Source organism: uncultured Thiothrix sp., assembly GCF_937873765.1.
GTDB lineage: Bacteria > Pseudomonadota > Gammaproteobacteria > Thiotrichales > Thiotrichaceae > Thiolinea.
In genome coordinates, this window is record NZ_CALMZC010000037.1 from 64,647 (window position 1) to 86,591 (window position 21,945).

Genomic DNA, 21,945 nt, shown 5'->3' on the forward strand with positions numbered 1-21,945 from the left:
TAAGCCACGTATGCAACCTTCTGCTGATCTTGTAGATTTAGGTATTCTTGTTTTAATTATTTTATCTGCATTGATTGGCTTAATACGTGGCTTTGTGCGTGAAGCGGTGTCATTAGCAACTTGGATCGCCGCCGCTGCTTTTGCTTTTCTCTATGTCCGCCCCTTGGCGGCTCAATTACCCTTTGCCGTACAGAGTGAGGTATTACGGTTAGGTATTGCGTTTGCCATTATTTTTTTTGGGGTTTTGGTTGCTGGAGCTATTATTAATTATCTGTTTAATGCAGCCATTTCTGCGATTGGTTTAGGTGGAGTAGACCGTTTTTTCGGTGGTTTGTTTGGTGCTTTCCGTGGCGCTTTATTAGTTACACTCTCAGTCGTTTTGTTAAGCTTAACCAGTTTGCCAGCTAATGCTTGGTGGAAGAATTCTCGTTTATTGCCTTCTTTTGAGTTAGCTGCAATAAAATTAAAAAACTATATTCCGGCTGATGTGTCTAATTTCTTAGAAAAAGGTGCTGCTAATCATTTACCTACCCAACAGTCTGCACCTACAGAGCCTGCTCAATAACTCAAGCAAGTTAACTTGATTTAATAGCAGGACAGCGCTGTGCATGGCTTTTATTAGCCAGAAGGGTAAAATGCCGTTTTGTTTCTGTAGTTGGGTCAACTGCGTATGTGTGGAATTATTGGGATTGTTAGTCAAGAGCCAGTGAATCAAGCGCTCTATGATGGCTTAACTGTCTTACAACACCGAGGTCAAGATGCAGCGGGTATTGTCACTAGTGACGGTCGCAAACTCTATCTCAGACGTGACAATGGTTTAGTTAAAGAAGTTTTCCTTGAGCAACATATGCGCAGCCTGCTTGGTACGATGGGGATTGGGCATGTACGCTATCCAACTGCTGGTTCTTCCTCCTCTGCGGAAGCGCAACCATTTTATGTGAATAGCCCTTACGGAATATCACTGGCGCATAACGGTAATCTCACCAATGCGGTTGAGTTACGCAAAGATCTCTATATGCAGGATCGGCGGCAGATTAATACTAATTCTGATTCTGAAATCCTGTTAAATGTATTTGCTCAAGAGCTATTGAAACAAGATGCTTATCATGTGCGGCCTGAGGATATTTTTGCTGCAGTAGCAGGAGTGCATCGACGTTGCAAAGGGGCTTATGCTGTGGTGACCATGCTTACCCGCGATGGCTTGGTCGGTTTTCGCGATCCTAATGGGATTCGCCCACTAGTGTATGGCATACGTGAAACCGTGCAAGGCAATGAGTATATGCTAGCATCCGAAAGTGTGGCTTTAGATGCACAAGGCTATCGTTTAGTCCGCGACATTGAACCGGGTGAGGCGATCTTCATCACGCAGGATGGCAAAGTTTTTACTCAGCAATGCAGTGATCATCCACAATACAATACCTGTATTTTTGAATATGTCTATTTCGCCCGTCCTGATTCAATCATTGATAATGTCTTCGTGCACAAAACTCGCATGCGCATGGGGCATAAGCTAGCGGAGTATATTCAGCGCATCTGGCCTGAGCATGATATTGATGTGATTATGCCGATCCCAGATACTAGCCGAACGTCTGCTTTAGAAATGGCTTATACCTTGGGTGTACCCTACCGCGAAGGCTTGATGAAGAACCGCTATATCGGTCGTACTTTCATTATGCCGGGTCAGAAGCTGCGGAAAAAATCAGTTAGGCAGAAATTAAATCCACTTCATGTCGAGTTTAAAGATAAAAACGTACTCTTAGTCGATGACTCCATTGTACGTGGTACCACCTCAGAGGAAATCGTACAAATGGCACGTGATTCTGGGGCTAAAAAGGTCTATTTTGCTTCTGCATCGCCCCCGATTCGTTATCCCAATATTTATGGGATAGATATGCCGGCGGCGAAAGAGTTAATTGCCCATGAGCGTACCGAAGAAGAAGTGGCTAAAGTGATTGGGGTCGATCGTCTATTCTATTTGCCCCTAGAGGACTTAGTGGCATCCATTCAAAAAGGAAATCCGCGCCTGCGGAATTTTGATTGCTCCGTATTTACTGGTGAGTATGTGACCGGTGAAACGGCTGATTATTTTGTCGAATTAGAGGCACAACGTAATGATCAACAAAAACAAAAAACTTCGCTGCGCGATGCTGCCATTGACCTGCGCGATAGCGATTAGCTTATTTAACATTAATGTGAGTGCAGACAACCAGGTTTATAATCAGCCAGTACCGACTTTTGAGCAGGCTCAAGTCCAAGATGGCAATATTGCTGGTTTGTTAAGGGATTTACAAGGCCGTTTTCCAAATTACTCTACAGAACAAGTAGTCGTGATTGACGCTAGTAATCAGAAGCTCTTGCTAATTGAAAAAGGTCAAGTGACTCATCGTTGGGTAATTTCTACTGCTGAAGCAGGTTTAGGTAGTCGTAAAGGCAGCAATCAAACCCCTTTAGGAGCTCATCGTTTGGCGCAAAAGATAGGTGACGGAGCACCTTTAGGTACGGTGTTTAAAGCCCGTCAAAATACTGGGCGCATTGCGAAAATTTTGACAGCTCCTGGGGCGCGTAGTGGCGAAGACAATGTCACGACGCGCATCATGTGGTTAGATGGTTTAGAACCGGGTTTGAATAAAGGTGATATGGTCGATTCTTATCAGCGCTTTATTTATATTCATGGTACAGATGAGGAAGGGCGGTTAGGTGCTCCCGCATCGCATGGCTGTATTCGGATGCGTAATCAGGATGTGATTGATTTATATGATCGAGTCCGCGAAGATACTTTAGTATTCATTGCAGAGCGTAGATAAATTGAGATGTTAACTGTGTTAGCTAATTGGCAATTTATACCTGTCTTTCATGTATGTTGTAACCAAAATGCAGATTTATCTGAGCTAATACTTATTGCTAACCAACAGCGAATGAGTCAATCCTAAGGGAGTTGAGGGGTTCAAATTCTAAGCCGGGAACTCGTCCCGGCTTTTTTATTTAGGGATTTAAACTATGTATGAAATTGGTGATTGGGAGTTTGAGACTTTAGCAGTACGGGCAGGCCATCAGCGTACTTCTGAAGGAGAGCATGCAGAAGCAATTTTTCCAACTTCAAGCTTTGTGTTTACAAGTGCTGCAGAAGCTGCTGCACGCTTCGGTGGGGCTGAGCCGGGAAATATTTATTCACGAATGACCAATCCAACCGTGCGTTATTTTCAAGATCGCTTAGCGGCTTTAGAGGGCGGAGAAAGTTGTGTTGCTACCTCTTCAGGCATGTCTGCGGTTCTTGCGGTGATGCTGGCTTTTCTAAAAGCGGGTGATCATCTGATTTGCTCTAATTCAGTGTTTGGAACTACTACAGTACTGCTACAGAATTATATTCAAAAATTTGGAGTACAGGTCAGTTTTGTCTCGCTCACCGATTTGAGCGCTTGGGAGCAGGCTTTGCAAAGTAATACACGCTTGCTTTTTGCAGAAACGCCATCAAATCCTTTAACTGAGCTTGTTGATATTCATGCACTCGCTGATTTAGCTCATCGTAATCATAGTTTGTTAGTGATTGATAATTGTTTTTGTACGCCGGCTTTACAACGTCCGTTGGAATTAGGTGCTGATATTATTGTGCATTCTGCAACCAAGTATCTAGATGGGCAAGGGCGTGCTTTAGGTGGTGCAGTTGTAGGTGACTCTGAAAGAGTGGGTAAAGATGTATTTGGGGTTTTGCGCTCTGGTGGAGTAGCCATGAGTCCTTTTAATGCGTGGATTTTTCTAAAAGGCTTAGAAACTTTAAAGATTAGAATGCAAGCACATTGCCAGCAAGCTCTAGTTCTAGCGCAATGGTTAAGTGAGCAGCCTAACATTGAACGCGTTTATTATCCCGGTTTACCGAGTCATCCACAGCATGAATTGGCAAAAAAACAACAAAGTGATTTTGGTGGAGTGGTCTCTTTTGTAGTTAAAGGTGGACAGAAAGCTGCTTGGCACGTCATTGATCAGACTAGAATGATCTCAATCACTGCTAATCTGGGTGATACCCGCAGTACGCTTACCCATCCGGCAACCACAACCCATAGTCGTTTAACCGCAGAACAGCGTGCATCTGTTGGGATTGAAGATGGCTTGATTCGTATATCAGTAGGCTTGGAGTCAGTCACTGATATTCAACGTGATCTAGGGCGTGGGTTAGATAATTAGAAGCTAGCGGACAAGTATAAAAAAAGGATGCTTTGAGCATCCTTTTTTATAATCTTAAATACTAATTCTAAATTAGAAGTCGTATTTCAGAGCAGCTTTCAGCTTAGTAACTTCGCTGGTAGCTGTACCCAAATCATCATCAGTTTGTTGTGCTTCGAACCATGCAGAAGTCTTCTTGCCGATTGGCAGAGTATAACCAACAGCGATACTAGTTGGTTTTGCACCAGCATCTAAGTCAGCTTGACCGTAAGCTAAATAAGCGCCCGCATAACCCAAATGTAAATCGATGGAGTTACCAGTGTTGTCACGGTCTGTGTAAGCAAAGCCATATTCTGCAGGTCCCATTTTGCCGCCTAAGGCAACACCATAGGCCTTACTAGTCTCTTCAGCAGTACCGCTGAAGTCTGCATCTTTATAACCGACGCCAACTTTCACAGGACCGGCGTCGAAGCTAGCACCAATTTCGTAACCGTCGTTATACGTATCATCACCTTGATACATAGTAGCGCCTAAGCCAACTTGACCCACAGTTGTGTCATAAGTTAAGGCTTCACCAGTACGACCAGTGTAGGTACCTAAGAAACTTGCACCTGTACCGCCAGCATCCCAAGCGATATCCATTGGCGCGATAACGGTGTTATAGAAGGTGTGATAGTCTTGGCCGATACGGACACGACCGAAACCACCTTTCAAACCAACATAAGCTTTACGAGTGCCTAATGCACCGTTTGCATTGTCAGCAGAGTCAGTGTCAACACTGAACTCATAATGGCCGAAACCTTTTAAGCCGTCAGCGACTTCAGTTTCAGCTTTAAAGCCCATACGTGAATACCAGTTTTGGAATTGTGTAGTAGAAGTAACACCATTGTCAGTGTTATTGATACCAATACGTACAGAGCCATAGAAAGAAGTACCATCTTCAGCCTGAGCAGCGAAAGAGGTCGCAGCCAAACTTGCCATTGCGATGGCGATTGTCAGATTTTTCAATTTCATAGTAATTTCCCATTCCACCGTTGCATAAACGCAGCGAACTGTATTATAAAGCCAACACTATCGAGACACAATTGCTATCCAGATAGTTTTTTCGATTTGGTAATCTAACTTACGAAAAAACCTCAGTCTTTCCACCACTTCAAGGCTTTTCGGCTAGCTTGATTATTCGTTAAAAACTCGCCTTTAAGTTATCTTACCCAGCGTAACACTATGTAGCATAAATGACACTGTTGTAAAAGCCCTACTTTCCTGATGAACGTAAGATTTTGTAGTTATTGCTTAAATTTAATCCTTATTGACGTATACGTTAACTTATTCTAGTATGCGTTAAGAGGTGTTTATGCAGCAAAAACTTTGGACTATTTCTGAATTAGCTGATGAGTATGAAATTAGTGCTCGTACCATACGTTTTTATGAAGACAAAGGGCTATTAGAGCCGCAGCGTGTGGGAGCTAATAGAGTCTATGGTTATAAAGATCACGCACGTTTGAAGTTGATCTTGCGCGGTAAACGTTTAGGTTTCTCCTTGGAGGAGATCAAGGAGTTCATTGGTTTATATAACACTGAGCTTGATCCTGAGCAAACTGGTCAATTGCAGTTTTTGCTAAAAAATGTTCGGGAAAAGGTCAGTGTATTAAAACAGCAACAGTTAGACCTAGCGATGACACTGGATGAGTTAATGAAAATTGAATCAGAGTGTTTAAGTCGTTTGGAGGATGACTCGCTCACAGTTAGCTGAAGATTAAACCCGTGGCTCCTCATTAATTGACTAATGGATGGAGAGCAGAGATGAAACAAGTTGTGATTGCAGGTTATGCGCGCACCCCCTTTACTTTAGCGAATAAAGGTGAACTAGCCAGAGTTCGTCCTGATGAATTAGCTGCTACTGCAGTTAAAGGCTTAGTTGCTAAAACTGGCATTGACGGTAAAGACATCGAAGATTTGATCATGGGCTGCGCTTTCCCTGAGGGTGAGCAAGGCTTGAACGTAGCACGTTTAGTGGTATTTTTAGCAGGCTTACCGATTTCTGTTGGTGGTGTGACGGTCAATCGCTTCTGCGGCTCTTCTATGCAAGGCATTCATCAAGCTGCTGGTGCAATTCAAATGAATGCAGGTCATGCCTTTATTTGTGCGGGTGTTGAGTCTATGACTCGTGTGCCCATGGCAGGCTTTAATCCATCACCTAATCCCCAACTTTATGAAGAAACACCCAATGCTTATGTGAGTATGGGGATTACTGCTGAAAATCTTGCAAAGAAATATGGCATTTCGCGTGCTGATCAAGAAGTTTTTGCGGTGGCTAGCCATCAAAAAGCAGCCGCAGCTCAGCAAGCGGGTAAATTAACAGAAGAAATCATCCCCGTTGGTGCAGTTTCCAAAGATGGCTGTATCCGTCCAGAAACTACCCTTGAAACTTTAGCAGGCTTAAAGCTCGCCTTTGATGAAAAAGGTACAGTCACAGCGGGTACTTCTTCACCTTTAACCGATGGTGCTTCTGCAACTTTAGTTTGCAGTGAGGAGTTCGCTAAAGCTCATGGCTTGCCGATTTTAGCCAGAATTAAAAGCATCGCAGTTTCTGGTTGTGCACCTGAGATCATGGGGATTGGACCCGTCTTATCGAGCCAAAAAGCCTTAGAGCGTGCCGGTTTGAGTGTGAATGATTTAGACATTATTGAGCTGAATGAAGCATTCTCAGCTCAATCTTTAGCCTGTATTCGTGATCTGAATTTAGATTTAGCCAAAATCAATTTAGATGGGGGGGCGATTGCTTTAGGACATCCTTTGGGGGCAACCGGTGCACGTATTACTGGTAAGGCCGCATCTTTATTAAAGCGCGAGGGTAAACAGTTCGCGTTAGCTTCTCAATGTATTGGGGGCGGTCAAGGTATCGCAACCATCTTGGAGGCGGTGTAATGGAAATTCGTAAAGTTGCTGTCATCGGCGCGGGTGTCATGGGTACTGGCATTGCCGCGCACATTGCCAATGCGGGTGTTCCTGTTGTGTTACTCGATATTGTGCCTCAAGGTGCGACGAATCGTAACGTAGTGGCAGAAGCAGCGGTCGAAAAGCTTTTAAAGTCTGATCCGGCTGCTTTCATGCACAAGCGCAATGCACGTTTAGTAACGACTGGAAATATTGAAGATCATCTGCATCTGCTAGCCGATTGTGATTGGATTATTGAAGCGATTATTGAACGCTTAGATCTTAAGCAAAGTTTGTATAAGAAGATTGATGCTGTGCGTCGTGCAGATGCGGTGGTGTCTTCTAATACCTCCACGATTCCACTGCATGATTTAGTGGCCGGATTGCCAGCAAGCTTTGCTGAGCAATTCATGATTACGCACTTCTTTAATCCGCCGCGTTACATGCGTTTACTGGAAGTTGCTGCTGGCTCACAAACTAAGCCTGAGGTCGTAGAGCAAGTGAGTCAATTCTGTGACCTTAAATTAGGTAAGGGGGTTGTCGGTTGTAAAGATAGCCCCGGATTTATTGCTAATCGGATTGGCATTTACTGGATTCAGACCGCGATTTTAGAAGCCATGAATTTAGGGCTGACGGTTGAAGAGGCGGATGCTGTGGTTGGTAAACCTATGGGTATTCCTAAAACCGGTGTGTTTGGCTTATCCGATTTAGTTGGGATTGATCTAATGCCCCATTTAATGGAAAGCCTGAAGCGTACTTTACCTGCTGCGGATGCTTTCCATGCTAAAGCGATTATTCCGCCAGTCATTGGCAAAATGATTCAAGACGGTTACACGGGGCGCAAGGGTAAGGGGGGATTCTATCGCCTGAATCGCGTGGGTAGCGAAAAGATTAAAGAATCGATTAATCTGCAAACCGGCGAATACAGCAAGTCCCGCGAAGGGCGTTTAGATAGTGTGGCTAATACCCGCAAATTAGCCGATTTGGTTAGCTATAAGGACAAAGGTGGTGAATATGCTTGGAAAGTGCTGGCACAAGTTCTGAGCTATGCTGCGTCTTTAGTACCAGAAATTGCGGATGATATTCACTCCGTCGATACGGCGATGCGTTTAGGTTACAACTGGAAATACGGTCCGTTTGAATTAATCGATCAATTAGGGGCTAAAGATTTTGCTGATCGTTTAGCGGCCGAAGGTTCTATTGTCCCAGCTTTACTCAAATTGGCTGCTGAAGTCGGTAGTTTCTATCGGGTTCAAGACGGCAAATTAGAGTATTTAACTACCAACGGTCAGTATCAAACTGTGCAACGCCCCGCTGGGATCTTATTACTTGAGGATATTAAGCGCACGAGTAAGTCGGTGGCGAAGAATGCTTCTGCCAGTCTTTGGGATATTGGTGATGGCGTAATTTGCTTAGAGTTCACTAGCAAGATGAACGCGATGGATCCATTAATCCTCGCAATGATTCAGCAAGCAATTGGCATTGTTTCCAAAGATTATAAAGCTTTAGTGATTTATAACGAAGGCAGTAATTTCTCGGTAGGTGCTAATTTAGGCTTGCTGTTATTTGCAGCGAATATCGCTTCTTGGGAGCAAATCGAATCCATGGTCAAAGGTGGGCAAGACACTTATAAAGCGATGAAGTATGCACCTTTCCCGATTGTGGGTGCGCCTGCAGGAATGGCTTTAGGAGGCGGCTGTGAAGTTTTACTGCATTGCTCAGCGCTGCAAGCCCATGCTGAAACCTACATGGGTTTAGTGGAGGTGGGAGTTGGTGTTATTCCGGGCTGGGGGGGGTGTAAAGAAATGCTGCAACGCTGGGTTACCAATAAAAAGCGTCCCAGTGGTTTGATGCCTGCAGTAATAAAAGTGTTTGAAATGATTAGCACCGCAACCGTTTCTAAATCTGCACAGGAAGCTCAAGACTATTTATTCTTGCGCCCATCTGATGCGATTACAATGAATCGTGACCGTTTATTGGCAGATGCTAAAGCTAAAGCCTTAGCGATGGTAGATGGCTATCAAGTGCCTGAGCCAATTGAGCTGAATTTACCTGGGCCTACAGCACGTACCGCCATGAAAATGGCTGTGAGTGATTTCCGTGCGATGGGTAAAGCCACGCCACATGATGAGGTGGTGTCTAATGAACTCGCTTATGTATTGAGTGGTGGCAATACCGATATGGTTGATAAGGTGAATGAAGATCAGTTGCTGCAATTAGAGCGTAACGCCTTTATGAACTTAGTGCGCAATAATAATACATTAGCCCGTATGGAAACTATGCTGGAAACCGGTAAACCGCTGAGGAACTAATCATGCCAACTTATCAAACCCCTTTACGCGATATGCGTTTTGCTTACAGTGAACTGTTTAATCCAGCGGATATTCAAGCACTACCCGGTTTTGAGGAGGTAAATCATGAGTTGGTGGAAACCATCCTTGAAGAAGCTGGCAAGTTTTGTGAAAACGTCCTACAGCCTCTGAATCGCTCTGGAGATGAGGAGGGCTGTCATTTCGATAATGGCACTGTAACGACACCTACAGGCTTTAAAGAGGCTTATCAAGCTTATTGCGAGAACGGCTGGGGAGCATTGACGACTAACCCGCAATATGGCGGTCAAGGTTTGCCCAATACGGTGGGCACAATGGTTGAAGAAATTATCTGTGCAACCAATATGTCCTTCGGTATGTATCCCGGTTTGACGCATGGAGCCTATAACGCCATTGAACATTACGGCACAGAAGCCATGAAAGAACTCTATCTGCCGAAAATGGTCGAGGGTGTGTGGAGCGGTACAATGTGCCTGACTGAGCCGCATTGTGGAACAGACCTTGGTTTGTTACGCACTAAAGCAGAGCCACAAGCCGATGGTAGTTATCGGATCACAGGCACTAAGATTTTCATTAGTTCCGGTGAGCATGATCTGACAGAAAATATTGTGCATTTAGTCTTAGCGCGTCTGCCGGATGCGCCTGCTGGAATTAAGGGCATCAGCCTATTTTTAGTGCCTAAGTTTTTAGTTAATGCAGATGCGTCTTTAGGCGAGCGCAATGCTGCCGTTTGTGGTGCGATTGAACATAAAATGGGGATCAAAGCCTCCTCCACTTGTGTGATGAATTTTGATGCTGCCACCGGCTATCTCGTCGGTACGCCGAATAAAGGCATGCAGGCGATGTTCGTAATGATGAATGCTGCCCGCTTAGGTGTGGGGATGCAGGGTTTAGGCATCTCTGAAGTCGCTTATCAGAATGCAGTGGTTTATGCCAAAGAGCGTTTACAAGGCCGATCTTTAAAGGGGGCTGTGCAACCGGATAAGCCGGCTGATCCTTTAGTAGTGCATCCAGATATTCGCCGAATGCTGTTGACGATGCGCGCTTATACCGAAGGCAATCGGATGCTGGCAGTATGGATGGCGCGTCAGTTGGATATTTCTTTGCATGCCACTGATCTTGTGCAAAAACAAACGGCTGAAGACTTTGTAGCTTTAATGACGCCTATTGTAAAAGCATTTATGACCGACTGTGGCTCAGAGATTGCTAATTTAGGTATGCAGGTTTATGGCGGTCATGGCTTTATTCGTGAATGGGGGATGGAGCAATTTGTGCGGGATGCGCGCATTTCGCAAATCTATGAAGGCACCAATGGTGTTCAGGCTCTGGACTTAGTAGGGCGGAAAATGCCTGCGCATCTAGGGCGGAATTTACGGCCTTTCTTCCATGAAGTGAGCCAATATCTAAGCGATAAGCAAACTGATACCCGCCCTGAAATTCAGCCGTTCGTACAAGGTTTAGCCAAAGCGTTTGGGCGCTTGCAAACGGTCACGGGTTGGTTGGCTGAAAAAGGTTTATCTAATCCAGAAGAGGGGGGAGCTGCGGCGACCGATTATCTGCGTTTGTTTGCTTTAGTAACCTTGGCTTATCTCTGGCTACGTGCTATTGAAATTGCTTTAGAAAAACGCTCAGGCGATGAGGCGTTGTTTTATCAAGCCAAATTGGACACGGCGCGCTTTTATTATGAACGCTTATTGCCACAAACAGGTGCTTTAATGAGCATTATTATGTCAGGTTGTGGCAGTTTAATGAGTTTTAATGCAGAGGCATTTTAAGTTCTACTGAGCTCCTCATCGCAGGGTGAGGAGCTTATAATCCTTTCGTGTCCATTCATCTGATCTATTTATACAAGCGAATTCGCTCTCCCTAGAATAAAACTTCATGTAACCCTACGCGAAGTGTCAATTGTGCGAACCTTAGTCATTCTCAGTCTCTTGTGTGCTATGAGTTCAGCCTCTGCTGAAATCTATCATTGGATCGATGCAAACGGTAAGCAAGTGTATGGTGATGAGCCTCCAAACAATGCACGTTCTATACAAGCCGTTGAGTTACCTGTGTTAACTGTAGCAGAAAGCTTCAAGGGTAAACCGAAACCTGTGGAAGCTCAGACTACGGCTAATCAACCCTCTACTGCAGAGGCTACAGCTCGTGTGTCCGTTAGCTCAAGCCAAGTCGCAAAGTCTGCTGATGAGTCAACCGCCGCTACGGGTTATGCAAGCTTCAGCATCTTAGTACCGGGTCGTGACGAGGTGGTGCGTTCTAATGGTGGTAATGTCAAAATCAAAATTGATCTGCAACCTGCCCTAAAGCAAGGGCATGGTATCGTTATTTATGTTGATGGCCGCCAAGTCGGTGAAACGACAAATGATAGCTTTGATGTCACCGGTATCGAACGCGGTGAACATAGCGTATTTGCAGTCTTACATGATGCAAAAGATGCAGTTTTAGGCAATACCGAGGCAGTGAGTTTTACTATGATGCGTAATTCTGTCATCTCAAGAGTTAATTGACCATTCTAGCGCCAAAAATAGCAGTACCAATACGCACAATAGTAGCACCCTCAGCAATCGCCGCTTCTAAGTCATTAGTCATCCCCATCGATAGAGTATCAAGCTGGAAGCCTTCACTATTTAGCTTTTCTAACAAACCTCTTACTGCCGCAAAGGCTTGGCGTTGTTTAGCAAAATCTGCTTCAGGGGCGGGAATGGCCATCAGCCCTCGTAATTGTAAATTGGGTAGTTTCTGAACAGCGCTGGCCAGTTCAAAAGCTTGTTCCGGTTGCACACCAGACTTGCTGTTTTCAACGCTGATATTCACTTGCAAACAAATTTGCAGAGGCCTATCCGCTTGAGGGTTTTGCTCACTCAAACGCTCTGCGATTTTCAAACGGTCTACAGCGTGAACCCAGGTGGCAAGCTCTGCAACTTGCCGAGTTTTATTGGACTGAATAGGGCCGATAAAATGCCATTCGACCGGATAGTTCGCTAATTGGTGAGCTTTTTCGGCCATTTCCTGAGCGTAGTTTTCGCCTAAAGCCCATTGCCCGGCTTGCAAAGCTTCCTGCAAAGCAGCTAATGCTTGATGCTTACTGACCGCTAATAATTTAACACTACCTGCGGGGCGTCCATATTTAGCTTCAGCCGCGCGAATGCGTTCTCCGATTATCAGAAGATTGTCCTTAATGGTCATACGTTGTGTTAACTTTGATTAAATCCTAAAAATTATAAAAAACTTAGTAACGATGGACATTACTCAGCTCTTAGCCTTTGGTGTGAAGAATAATGCCTCTGACTTGCATTTGTCTGCAGGTTTGCCCCCTATGATCCGAGTTGATGGCGAAATGCGCCGCATCAGCTTACCGGTATTAGAGCATAAGCAAGTCCATGGCATGGTGTATGACATCATGAATGATAACCAGCGTAAAGCCTATGAAGAATTCTGGGAGTGTGATTTCTCCTTTGAAATTCCCGGTATTGCACGTTTCCGTGTGAATGCTTTTAATCAAGGGCGTGGCGCAGGAGCAGTTTTTCGGACGATTCCAAGTAAGGTGCTCACCTTAGAGCAGTTGAATGCACCGACCAGCTTTAAAAAGATTGCAGATAATCCGCGTGGCTTAGTTTTAGTTACAGGACCTACAGGGTCGGGTAAGTCAACTACCTTAGCGGCGATGATTGATTATAAAAACGATAGTGAATATGGGCATATTCTGACCATCGAAGACCCCATCGAATTCGTCCATCAAAGCAAAAAAAGCTTAGTCAACCAGCGTGAAGTGCATCGAGATACACGTAACTTCGAGGCTGCTTTACGTTCAGCGTTACGTGAAGACCCTGACACCATTCTCGTCGGGGAGATGCGTGACCTTGAAACGATTCGTCTAGCTTTGACGGCGGCTGAAACTGGGCATTTAGTGTTTGGTACTTTGCATACCACCAGTGCACCTAAAACTATTGATCGTATTGTTGACGTGTTCCCTGCTGCGGAAAAAGAAATGGTGCGCTCGATGCTCTCTGAGTCTTTGCAAGCAGTTATCTCCCAAACCTTATTGCGTAAGCGCAATGGTGGTCGAGTTGCGGCACATGAGATTTTGATTGGTACACGGGCTATTCGTAACTTGATCCGTGAAAACAAAATCGCCCAGATGCGCTCTGCCATTCAAACTGGTCAAGGGGATGGAATGCAAACCCTTGATCAGTCACTTCAAGCCTTGGTGATGAAAGGTATTATTGATAAAGAAACTGCACGCCGTAAAGCCGATAACCCTGATGCGATTTAAGCACACAGGTCTGAATGATTAGAAGGAGTAATGTTCTTGGATCGCGATAATGCAATGGGCTATGTGCAGAAGCTACTGCGCGGCATGCTTGATAAAGGTAGTTCAGACTTATTTATTACAGCCGATGCAGCCCCTTCGGTAAAAGTGAATGGGGAAATGATTCCGCTCACGCAGAATATCTTGTCAGAAATGAATACACGTATGTTGGTACGTTCGATTATGAATGACTACCAGCTACAACAGTTTGAATCGCAGATGGAGTGTAATTTCTCGATTAGCCTGCCGGGTACTGCGCGTTTCCGTGTCAATGCGTTTACCCAGCGCGGTTGTTCTGGCATGGTGCTGCGGCATATTCCCACCAAAATTCCTAAATTCGAGGATTTAGATTTACCGCCGATTTTACGTGACCTATCCATGACTAAACGCGGCTTAATTATTTTTGTGGGTGCAACAGGTTCAGGTAAATCCACGTCCTTGGCTGCTATGTTGGATTATCGGAATGAAAATTCCCGTGGACATATTGTCACGATTGAAGATCCTATTGAATTTATTCATCAACATAAGGGTTGTTTACTCACCCAGCGTGAGGTTGGCTTAGATACCACTAGCTATGAAGTAGCGCTAAAAAATACTTTGCGCCAAGCACCCGATGTGATCTTGATGGGTGAGGTGCGTGATAAAGAGACTATGGAATATGCGATTGCCTATGCGGAAACAGGGCACTTGTGTTTAACTACCTTACATGCAAATAGTGCTAATCAGGCAATCGAGCGGATTCTTAACTTTTTCTCGGAAGAGCGTCATCCGCAGTTATTAATGGATTTGTCGCTCAATCTTAAATCAGTCATTTCTCAACGTTTGGTCCGCTCGGTGGATGAAAAATCGCGGATTCCAGCGGTGGAAGTCATTATCAATACACCCTTGATGGCTGATCTGATTCTTAAGGGCGATGTTTCAGGAATGAAGACCTTAGCCTCTAAGTCACGTGAGTATGGCATGTGCACTTTTGACCAAGCCTTGTTTGACTTGATTGAAAAGCGAAAAATCACTGTACAAGAAGGTTTACGCAATGCGGATTCAGTCAATGATCTGCGTTTGCGTCTGAAGCTGGAAAGCCGCTTCTCTAAAGAGAACGATTTCTTCCGTGGTACGGATCAGCTTGAAATCGAACCTGTGGCGAATAATGTAAGAAGGTAAACCATGGCTAATCTAATTGAAGAGGATATGCGCCTGTCACCATTATTACACATGATGGTAAAGCAACAGGCTTCAGACATTTATTTAACCACCGGTGCGCATGCTTCAGTCAAAGTGCGTGGCTCTTTGCGCAAAATCAGCAGAGAGCCGATGAAACCCGGTAATATTCGCCAACTCGCGGAAGAAGTTTTGACCGGTAGTGAAATGGAAACCTTTTATAGTTCTCGAGAGTTTAATAAAGGGATTGCCTTAAAAGGGATTGGCCGCTTTCGGATGAATTTGTATTTCCAACGTGGCGAAGTTTCAATGGTGGTACGGCATATTCGCAGCAATATCGCTAATCCTGATGATCTCGATCTGCCAGCGGTTTTGAAAGAATTGGTGATGCGTCGAGATGGTTTGATTTTATTCGTAGGCTCGACAGGCTCCGGCAAATCAACCTCTATGGCTTCCCTGATTCAATATCGCAATGAGCGCCATTGCGGGCATATTTTGACGATTGAAGATCCTATTGAGTATACCTTTCGTCACGGTCAGTCGATTGTCGGCCAACGTGAGGTCGGTTTTGATACCTTAAGCTATGCTAATGCTATGCGTGAAGCGATGCGCGAAGCTCCCGATATGATTATGGTAGGAGAAGCACGTGATAGTGCCACAATGGGAGCAGTCTTGGGCTTTGCAGATACCGGTCATTTGGTACTTTCAACCCTGCACGCGATCAATGTTGTACAAGCTCTAGAGCGGATTTTATACCTGTTTAGTTCTGAAGATAAAAACCGTGTGTTGATGGATTTATCGCTGAACTTACGTGCGATTGTTGCTCAACGTTTGATTCCTGCCTCCAATGGTGAAGGTATTCACTTAGCAGCAGAAGTTTTAGTGAATACCCCGTATGTGACTGAGTTGATTAGAAAAGGCCATTTCAATGATCTGCCTGAGATTATTGAGAAGGGCACTTCGGATGGGATGGTGAGCTTTGATCAATCCTTATACCGACTATTGCGGGATAAGAAGATTACTAAAGCACATGCTTTAGAGTATGCCACTTCACGTAACAACCTTGAATGGCAAATTAGCTTTGGAAATGGCAGTTTCGCCCCCGATAAAACTAAGCACGCTGAACCTAGCGTCTATGAAAAAGTACTGGAATCGACGAAAAATAAAATTACTGGCTCTGCAGATGCTTAAAGTTTATGTCCAACGAATAATGGGTAAATCCAGCAAGGCTTGCAAATCTTGCTGGTTATCCATCCCCAGTGGTGCGGGTTGAAGCGGATTGAGAATAATACCGACTAAGTCTAGGTGACGTGCTTGAATAGCTTCAACGCTTAGCAGAATATGATTAATACAACCCACCCGATCTTCACTCACTAAGACAATCGGTAGCTTTAAAGTAGCCGCCAAATCGGCATTTAAACCATCATTGGCTAAGGGCGAGTAAAAACCACCAGCGCCTTCTACATATAGAAAGCTAGGTGGTTTGTAGTTCTTGTGACATTGTTCAGCCAGTTGTTGAATGCTTAACTGCTTACCTTCTAACTGAGCTGCACGCGGCGGTGAGAGTGGCGCTAACAAGCGATTGGGACAGACTTGGTTTAAGGCTTGAAAACCGCTAGCCGCTAAGGCTAATTTCCACGTATCGGTTTCAGTGATTTGCTCAGTTGACCAGCCCGACTCTACAGGCTTACGTGGAGTAATCTGTACACCAAGTTGTCGCAAATGCTGTAACAGCCGAGTACCAATCCAAGTTTTACCGACACCTGTATCCGTGCCTGTCATAAAAAGACCGGGTAATTGACTAATCTGCTCTAGCCATGTTGCAAAAACACTGGAATTCAATTGAGAAGCTCTGAGTCGCGAAAATTTTCTATTATACTGTAGGCTCTTCAACTGCATAGCGAGCTTTAAGATGCGCGCCCGATTTTGGCATGAGCGTTGGCAGCAAAACCAAATTGGTTTTCACCAAGATGAAATTAATCCTTATCTACAAACTTATTGGCCAAAGCTCAAGCTAGCTACAGGGAGGGGCGTATTTGTGCCTTTGTGTGGCAAAAGTAGCGATATGCTCTGGTTGCGGTCACAAGGCTATCCAGTGTTAGGAGTTGAACTAAGCCCAATTGCGGTCAAAGATTTTTTTGCAGAGCACGGATTAGAGCCAGAAGTTACTCAACAAGGTGCTTTTGAGTTGTGGGAAGTAGAGGGCTTAAAAATTCTACTCGGTGATTTCTTTCAACTCACAACTACTGATTTGGCAGAGTGCGAGGCTATTTATGATCGTGCTTCCTTAATTGCTTTGCCGCCGGATATGCGTGAGCAGTATGCGGGGCATCTTCAACAGATCGCAACTGGTAAACCGAACCTCTTAATCACCTTAGAATACGATCAGACCATCACCGGTGGGCCACCCTTTTCAGTAACGCCTGCAGAAGTGCAGTCCTATTATGCTGCTCAGTATTACATTGAGCTGTTAGCGCGCGTCGATATTAGCCACACTCAACATGGCATTATGGCTAAAGGGGCTAAAGAGTTATATGAGGGGGTCTATTTGTTGAAACCCAAATTCTAGGCTTCTAGGTAATGCACTTGTGTGGCAATACGTCCATCTGCGTATAAACTTATTTCACGCCAGCCCGGTTTGGCGTGTTTAAACCCTAAGCGCGCTTCATCGTGGGTCAACTGCACACAAGTTGCTGGTGTCCCATACACAGCAATAGCTTGGTTTTGATTATTGGCGACTGCACCAACAAATTCAGCATGAATATGCCCAAAAGCCACCGCCTTGACTTGTGGAAACTGAGTTAAAATTTCCCAAAACTGCTCAGGCTGTTGTAAACCCATGTTATCCATCCAAGCACTCCCAATGGGTAATGGATGATGATGTAGAAAAATCAGGGCATGTGCTTCAACGGGCAGTTGCTTGAGTTTGTGGACTAAAATGTCTAACTTTTCTGTAGTTAAATAACCTTCTCCATGTAGTGGACGGCTGCTATCTAAAAAGAGTAAGTGCCAAGCCCCCAATTGTTTATGGTCTACCAGATGGATATTGGGACTGCTGAGCTTTGCTTGCATCAATTCAGGGTGATCATGATTGCCGGGTAATACGTAGACAGGCGCTGGGAAGCTGTCTAACTGGCAATTAATCCACTGATAAGTGGCTGCCGTTTCTTCTTGTGCTAAATCTCCACTCAGCACTAAGGCATTACAGGGTGATTGTTGCTTAAGATGATTAAGAACGCGGATCAATGCTTGATTTGGATAGACCGGTAAAGGTGACCAAATAAGATGAGAAGAGTCATCAGCATAGCAGTGGGTATCACTGAGCTGCCAAATGCGTAGCGGAGTCGTTTCAGCCATTGATTTAAAGCCCAGATAAAGACTGATCTTGCGGATAGCTAATGCTATAACCGTAGTTAAGCTCTACCTTAGCACCTGCCGCTAGCTCACGCACCCAAGTATTCACACCTTTCTTATTATCCACATCTTTTGCACTTGGAATATCGCCGGTTAGCGTCACGCTAATATCTGAGTTATTCGCTACGGGAATCATGTCATATAGTTTGATGCTACGTGTATCCGCATGTTCATTTTGGATGGTGACTTGATAGCTGTAGTCCAAACGCTTGCGGCTGCTTAATAAGCCGGGTTGAGTGGTTTTTTCAGGGGTCGGTTGAAAGCGAATTTTTACTCGATCGTCCTCACCAAACGCCAGTTTTATGAGCTCACCGGTTTTTAGTTCAGCTAATTGTGAGTTACCAATAAAATTGCCATCACGATATAAGGCGATTGATCCCGGAATGAGAGGGGCTTGGCCTGAATAAGTTGCTTCCGTTGTTAAAATAGCTCTTGGATCTAGGCGAGGAACGCTGCTTAATTGCAGTTTAGCATCCAAGGTTTGATTTTCTAAAGTGACACGCCGCGTATCACTACCTGAAGCGAGTGTCAAAGTACCGGGAACTTGATACTCAGCATTATAACTGCCAGTCACTAAAGTGCTGTTTTCTTCAAGCATTTTCATCGCAGGCCGCTCTTTTACCATCGTTGGTGCAGGAGCAGCCGCTGGCATGGCTTCAGCAGCAACCATACTGCGCATCGTATCCGCAGAGGCTTCAGAAATGACGGGTGGTGCATACAAAGAAATTACCCAGCTATTAAGTTCAGGCAGGGTTGCACTCGCTGTTGGGCGTAAAGTGGACAGATTCACGTTGACATTTGACCAGTCTTCACCAGTACTCTGTTGGATAGCGGCTTGGGTTTTAAATTGGAGCTTACCAGTACTGCTGTCTAATTCAGCTTCATAGACGGGAGACCAGTTAGCGGCCGGAATTTGATAACTCAAGTTGAGAGTCAGATTGCTAGGTTGTGTAGCTTTTACATATAAGCTTGCAGTACGGTTACTCGTTTCGCCAGTAGCAATTTGCTCTAACTGCTCTTGGAGTTGAGTCAAACCTTTATCAAAGTCCTGTAGCGTTTTGTCAGCAGCACGTACTTTGGCTTGCGCTTCAGCCGTTGCTGTTTCTAGAGTCTGCCAAGCTTGCTGCCATTGAGTTAGGGGTAGGGCAGTTGTACCTTGTGCTGAATTATCTTTGTTAGTTTGTTGCATACCAGTGGCACGAATAAAGGCTAATTGTTGCTCGGCACGAGTTTTGGCATCAGCCACCTCCTGACGCTTTTCTTGCCAGCGACGAATTTCTTCTTTTAATTGGCGCTCTTTAACTTGTACCGCATCTGAACTTAATTGTTCAGTGAGTTGTACACTGCCCAAACTTATTGGATTTGAGCCAGCACCAGACACTCGTAAGGATGTGGCATCCATTTGTAAAGGTAGTCCGGGCAAAATAATTTTAGTCTCTCCAGCAGCTAAGTTAAGCGTGGCGGTACGCGTAATTCGTGCGCTATTTGGGTATACTGTAACCGCACTAATAGTGGAGTTAGCTTGTAGATCGGCATAAGCAGTTTGCGGGAAAAACAACACCACTGAAAGACCACTAATCACTGCTAAGCTAATACGCATTTTGTCAAAACTCCGAGGTATTTTTTCTTCATTAATGGATATTGCTAGCATAGCAACAAAAATAGGACTTGGAAAATCATCCAGTTAATTGATACTCACTGCCATTTCGATGATCACAGTTTTGCGCCTGATCGTCTGCAGCTTTTAAAGGAGATGCAAACTTTAGGTGTAAGTGATTTGATTATTCCGGCGATTACCCAAGCAAGCTGGGATGCTATTCAAACTTTATGCACAAGTCAGGCTGGACTGCATGCAGCCTATGGCCTACATCCGCTTTATTTGGCAGAACACACTCAGCAGCATCTCACTATTTTAGCTGATTTTATTCAGGGAAATCGTTTGCAAGTGATTGCAGTAGGTGAGTGTGGCTTAGATTTTTTTCTGCCAGACTTAGATGTGCAGCGCCAAACTGAATTCTTTAACGCGCAGTTAAAACTAGCCAAGCAGTTTGATTTACCAGTGATTATTCATGCACGGCGTTCAGTGGATGCCGTTTTGAGTTGTATTCGGCGGGTGGGTGGTTTACGGGGAGTCGTGCATAGTTTTGCAGGTAGCCTACAGCAAGCCGAACAGCTGATTGCGCAAGGTTTTTACCTAGGAGCAGGGGGAACTTTGACTTATGAGCGTGCCCATCGCCTTAGATATGTGTTAAAAACAGTCCCCCTAGAGTTTTTGCTGCTAGAAACCGATGCGCCGGATCAGCCAGATAGCCAATGGCGCGGACAGCGTAATACTCCTTTACGCTTGCCAGTGATTGCAGAGGCTTTGGCAGAATTGCGGTCTTGTTCTGTAGAGTCTATAGCGAAAGTAACGACTACAAACGCACAAAATTTATTTGGAATTAATTAGATGAAATATTTTTTTCCAGTCTTAATGGGAATTGTCATTTTATTAGGGCTTGGTTTGACACTGACACCGTATCTTGCTGATTGGCTATTACCGGTCAATGCTGCTAATTATCAGCAAGCTAAACCAAATGATGCACGTCAAGCTGTGGCTGACTGGTTTGATGTGAAGCCGGAGCAAATTAAGTCTGCTCAAGCCATTCGCCGTCGTACCAATGAGGGTCATACCAGTTGGCTAGTGTTTGAGGCTAACAGGGAGCCGGTTGCTCAATTTGTAATGAGTGCTCGTTTACAGCAAGCTAATTTGGATCAAACAGCGCTGCAATCAATTTGGCTCAGTAATCCTCCCCCAGTCATTTGGTGGCAACCGGCCGAGTTAAAGCGTGAAACTTACTTCTCTGGTAAAACAGAAAACCGTACCCTGACATTGATTTACAATGAGGAACAGCAAAAAGGCTACTTAATGGTTAAGTCTACAGAGACGGCCAATGATAAAACTAAAAATAGTTTTTGACAGTCTCCTAAAATTAATTCGCCATACTATTGGGCGTTTGGGGAACTTGGGCTAATAGACGTGCTGCTTTAACCCATTTTGCTACAGGTACAATACTCTCTTCGCTGATTAGACGTTGAATCAGCTTCAATTGCTCAGTACTGCAAGCGGCTAATTGCTCACAGTTTAGAATACCGAGCATATGCATCTTTTGGATACTACTCTGATCAATTCCCTCGAGACAAGCTAAGTCATGGGCTTGAGTAGTTAAGTGGGTGATATTCGCCTGATTAGCAACTAGGACAGGTATACGCACGTGTTTCTTGAGCAATCGAGTTAAGTCACTTAATCGGCGTAATTGTTGTTCGCGTTTTGCTAGTAAATCAGTGCTTTCTCGCAGTTGATTACGGGTATGCATTAATTGTAAACGTAGCTGCTCAAAATTTTTTAAATCAGCGGATTGGGTTAATTGCTTGAGTGCTTGTTCTTTCTCAACTTCACAGTAATGAGCGTGTTGATTGAGTTCAGCGAAGTCTTGCTGTAAGCGTTGGTGTGCATAGCGCAAACGGACAAGTTGTTGATAGCAGGCGGTGCGGGAGTGCTGTTGGAAGAAATGTGCTGTCCACCATCCTAGACCCAAACCTAGTAAAAATAATCCAATACCAAGGGCTGAGAGCTGGAAACTGAGCGCATGCATG

General features: G+C 44.7%; 21 protein-coding genes. 15 read left to right on the top strand and 6 right to left on the bottom strand.

Going from position 1 to position 21,945, the window contains the following annotated elements:
- The first annotated feature begins 10 nt into the window (after positions 1-10).
- The 4 genes from Q0307_RS09810 (at position 11) to Q0307_RS09825 (ending at position 4,179) form a co-directional block, all read left to right on the top strand.
- A complete protein-coding gene (locus Q0307_RS09810; protein WP_298659992.1) occupies positions 11-565 on the top strand; it encodes a CvpA family protein in 555 nt (184 codons plus the stop codon).
- Positions 566-670: 105 nt separating this feature from the next.
- Positions 671-2,176 (top strand): amidophosphoribosyltransferase, encoded by a 1,506-nt coding sequence (gene purF / locus Q0307_RS09815; RefSeq protein WP_298659994.1) that lies wholly within the window; start codon positions 671-673, stop codon positions 2,174-2,176.
- 16 nt (positions 2,177-2,192) lie between these two features.
- The gene (locus Q0307_RS09820; protein WP_298659995.1) at positions 2,193-2,804 is read left to right on the top strand and encodes a L,D-transpeptidase; all 612 of its coding nucleotides are present in this window, start codon (positions 2,193-2,195) and stop codon (positions 2,802-2,804) included.
- A gap of 193 nt (positions 2,805-2,997) precedes the next feature.
- Positions 2,998-4,179 (top strand): O-succinylhomoserine sulfhydrylase, encoded by a 1,182-nt coding sequence (locus Q0307_RS09825; RefSeq protein ID WP_298659997.1) that lies wholly within the window; start codon positions 2,998-3,000, stop codon positions 4,177-4,179.
- A gap of 72 nt (positions 4,180-4,251) precedes the next feature.
- Here Q0307_RS09825 and Q0307_RS09830 read toward each other — a convergent pair whose 3' ends face one another.
- Positions 4,252-5,172, bottom strand: a complete 921-nt coding sequence (locus Q0307_RS09830) for a porin (protein ID WP_298660000.1) — start codon at positions 5,170-5,172, stop codon at positions 4,252-4,254.
- A gap of 340 nt (positions 5,173-5,512) precedes the next feature.
- On the opposite strand from Q0307_RS09830, the gene Q0307_RS09835 reads away from it, so the two are divergent.
- The 5 genes from Q0307_RS09835 to Q0307_RS09855 all read left to right on the top strand — a co-directional run bounded on the left by Q0307_RS09835 (position 5,513) and on the right by Q0307_RS09855 (position 11,935).
- Positions 5,513-5,911: a MerR family DNA-binding transcriptional regulator gene (locus Q0307_RS09835; protein WP_298660002.1), complete on the top strand. Its 399-nt coding sequence runs from the start codon at positions 5,513-5,515 to the stop codon at positions 5,909-5,911.
- Between the two features lie 50 nt (positions 5,912-5,961).
- Complete coding sequence (locus Q0307_RS09840) at positions 5,962-7,086, top strand: thiolase family protein (RefSeq protein WP_298660004.1); 1,125 nt, start codon at positions 5,962-5,964, stop codon at positions 7,084-7,086.
- Positions 7,086-9,407, top strand: coding sequence for a 3-hydroxyacyl-CoA dehydrogenase/enoyl-CoA hydratase family protein (locus Q0307_RS09845; protein WP_298660007.1), 2,322 nt, complete (start codon positions 7,086-7,088; stop codon positions 9,405-9,407). Before Q0307_RS09840 ends, Q0307_RS09845 begins: the two co-directional genes overlap by 1 nt.
- Before the next feature lie 2 nt (positions 9,408-9,409).
- On the top strand, positions 9,410-11,200 hold the full coding sequence (locus Q0307_RS09850) for an acyl-CoA dehydrogenase C-terminal domain-containing protein (protein ID WP_298660009.1): 1,791 nt from the start codon (positions 9,410-9,412) through the stop codon (positions 11,198-11,200).
- 132 nt (positions 11,201-11,332) lie between these two features.
- Positions 11,333-11,935 (top strand): DUF4124 domain-containing protein, encoded by a 603-nt coding sequence (locus tag Q0307_RS09855; RefSeq protein ID WP_298660012.1) that lies wholly within the window; start codon positions 11,333-11,335, stop codon positions 11,933-11,935.
- Here the strand turns inward: Q0307_RS09855 and Q0307_RS09860 are convergent.
- Positions 11,928-12,614: a YggS family pyridoxal phosphate-dependent enzyme gene (locus Q0307_RS09860; RefSeq protein WP_298660014.1), complete on the bottom strand. Its 687-nt coding sequence runs from the start codon at positions 12,612-12,614 to the stop codon at positions 11,928-11,930. The two genes, Q0307_RS09855 and Q0307_RS09860, sit on opposite strands and share 8 nt — an antisense overlap.
- A gap of 52 nt (positions 12,615-12,666) precedes the next feature.
- On the opposite strand from Q0307_RS09860, the gene Q0307_RS09865 reads away from it, so the two are divergent.
- From Q0307_RS09865 to Q0307_RS09875, 3 genes are read left to right on the top strand one after another with little or no spacing between them, the layout of a single operon-like run.
- A complete protein-coding gene (locus Q0307_RS09865) occupies positions 12,667-13,701 on the top strand; it encodes a type IV pilus twitching motility protein PilT (protein WP_298660017.1) in 1,035 nt (344 codons plus the stop codon).
- Between the two features lie 36 nt (positions 13,702-13,737).
- Positions 13,738-14,898 carry a PilT/PilU family type 4a pilus ATPase gene (locus Q0307_RS09870; RefSeq protein WP_298660020.1) on the top strand — a complete coding sequence of 387 codons (1,161 nt, stop codon included), beginning with the start codon at positions 13,738-13,740 and terminating at the stop codon, positions 14,896-14,898.
- Between the two features lie 3 nt (positions 14,899-14,901).
- Entirely contained in the window at positions 14,902-16,086 is a 1,185-nt protein-coding gene (locus Q0307_RS09875) for a PilT/PilU family type 4a pilus ATPase (RefSeq protein WP_298660022.1), read from the top strand.
- Between the two features lie 3 nt (positions 16,087-16,089).
- Here Q0307_RS09875 and bioD read toward each other — a convergent pair whose 3' ends face one another.
- Positions 16,090-16,737 (bottom strand): dethiobiotin synthase, encoded by a 648-nt coding sequence (gene bioD / locus Q0307_RS09880; RefSeq protein WP_298660024.1) that lies wholly within the window; start codon positions 16,735-16,737, stop codon positions 16,090-16,092.
- A 70-nt stretch (positions 16,738-16,807) separates the two neighbouring features.
- Between bioD and tmpT the strand changes: the two genes are divergently transcribed.
- Positions 16,808-17,464, top strand: a complete 657-nt coding sequence (gene tmpT, locus Q0307_RS09885) for a thiopurine S-methyltransferase (RefSeq protein ID WP_298660026.1) — start codon at positions 16,808-16,810, stop codon at positions 17,462-17,464.
- On the opposite strand, the gene Q0307_RS09890 is transcribed toward tmpT, so the two are convergent.
- Together Q0307_RS09890 and Q0307_RS09895 are read right to left on the bottom strand one after the other, a co-directional pair.
- A complete protein-coding gene (locus Q0307_RS09890; RefSeq protein WP_298660029.1) occupies positions 17,461-18,252 on the bottom strand; it encodes a metallophosphoesterase in 792 nt (263 codons plus the stop codon). The genes tmpT and Q0307_RS09890 overlap by 4 nt on opposite strands.
- 4 nt (positions 18,253-18,256) lie before the next feature.
- Complete coding sequence (locus Q0307_RS09895; protein WP_298660031.1) at positions 18,257-19,909, bottom strand: mucoidy inhibitor MuiA family protein; 1,653 nt, start codon at positions 19,907-19,909, stop codon at positions 18,257-18,259.
- A gap of 87 nt (positions 19,910-19,996) precedes the next feature.
- On the opposite strand from Q0307_RS09895, the gene Q0307_RS09900 reads away from it, so the two are divergent.
- Together Q0307_RS09900 and Q0307_RS09905 are read left to right on the top strand one after the other, a co-directional pair.
- Positions 19,997-20,758, top strand: a complete 762-nt coding sequence (locus tag Q0307_RS09900) for a TatD family hydrolase (RefSeq protein ID WP_298660213.1) — start codon at positions 19,997-19,999, stop codon at positions 20,756-20,758.
- Positions 20,759-21,268 carry a hypothetical protein gene (locus Q0307_RS09905; RefSeq protein ID WP_298660033.1) on the top strand — a complete coding sequence of 170 codons (510 nt, stop codon included), beginning with the start codon at positions 20,759-20,761 and terminating at the stop codon, positions 21,266-21,268.
- A 13-nt stretch (positions 21,269-21,281) separates the two neighbouring features.
- On the opposite strand, the gene Q0307_RS09910 is transcribed toward Q0307_RS09905, so the two are convergent.
- Complete coding sequence (locus Q0307_RS09910; protein WP_298660035.1) at positions 21,282-21,944, bottom strand: hypothetical protein; 663 nt, start codon at positions 21,942-21,944, stop codon at positions 21,282-21,284.
- Position 21,945 lies beyond the last annotated feature (1 nt).

Bases quoted from the DNA above. Each gene is read 5' to 3' on its own strand.
- Q0307_RS09830 (WP_298660000.1), bottom strand. From the start codon at position 5,172: ATGAAATTGAAAAATCTGACAATCGCCATCGCAATGGCAAGTTTGGCT.
- Q0307_RS09905 (WP_298660033.1), top strand. From the start codon at position 20,759: ATGAAATATTTTTTTCCAGTCTTAATGGGAATTGTCATTTTATTAGGG.
- Q0307_RS09895 (WP_298660031.1), bottom strand. From the start codon at position 19,909: ATGCGTATTAGCTTAGCAGTGATTAGTGGTCTTTCAGTGGTGTTGTTT.
- Q0307_RS09865 (WP_298660017.1), top strand. From the start codon at position 12,667: ATGGACATTACTCAGCTCTTAGCCTTTGGTGTGAAGAATAATGCCTCT.
- Q0307_RS09810 (WP_298659992.1), top strand. From the start codon at position 11: ATGCAACCTTCTGCTGATCTTGTAGATTTAGGTATTCTTGTTTTAATT.
- Q0307_RS09825 (WP_298659997.1), top strand. From the start codon at position 2,998: ATGTATGAAATTGGTGATTGGGAGTTTGAGACTTTAGCAGTACGGGCA.
- purF (WP_298659994.1), top strand. From the start codon at position 671: ATGTGTGGAATTATTGGGATTGTTAGTCAAGAGCCAGTGAATCAAGCG.
- Q0307_RS09875 (WP_298660022.1), top strand. From the start codon at position 14,902: ATGGCTAATCTAATTGAAGAGGATATGCGCCTGTCACCATTATTACAC.
- tmpT (WP_298660026.1), top strand. From the start codon at position 16,808: ATGCGCGCCCGATTTTGGCATGAGCGTTGGCAGCAAAACCAAATTGGT.
- Q0307_RS09860 (WP_298660014.1), bottom strand. From the start codon at position 12,614: ATGACCATTAAGGACAATCTTCTGATAATCGGAGAACGCATTCGCGCG.
- Q0307_RS09840 (WP_298660004.1), top strand. From the start codon at position 5,962: ATGAAACAAGTTGTGATTGCAGGTTATGCGCGCACCCCCTTTACTTTA.
- Q0307_RS09850 (WP_298660009.1), top strand. From the start codon at position 9,410: ATGCCAACTTATCAAACCCCTTTACGCGATATGCGTTTTGCTTACAGT.
- Q0307_RS09835 (WP_298660002.1), top strand. From the start codon at position 5,513: ATGCAGCAAAAACTTTGGACTATTTCTGAATTAGCTGATGAGTATGAA.
- Q0307_RS09910 (WP_298660035.1), bottom strand. From the start codon at position 21,944: ATGCATGCGCTCAGTTTCCAGCTCTCAGCCCTTGGTATTGGATTATTT.
- Q0307_RS09890 (WP_298660029.1), bottom strand. From the start codon at position 18,252: ATGGCTGAAACGACTCCGCTACGCATTTGGCAGCTCAGTGATACCCAC.
- Q0307_RS09845 (WP_298660007.1), top strand. From the start codon at position 7,086: ATGGAAATTCGTAAAGTTGCTGTCATCGGCGCGGGTGTCATGGGTACT.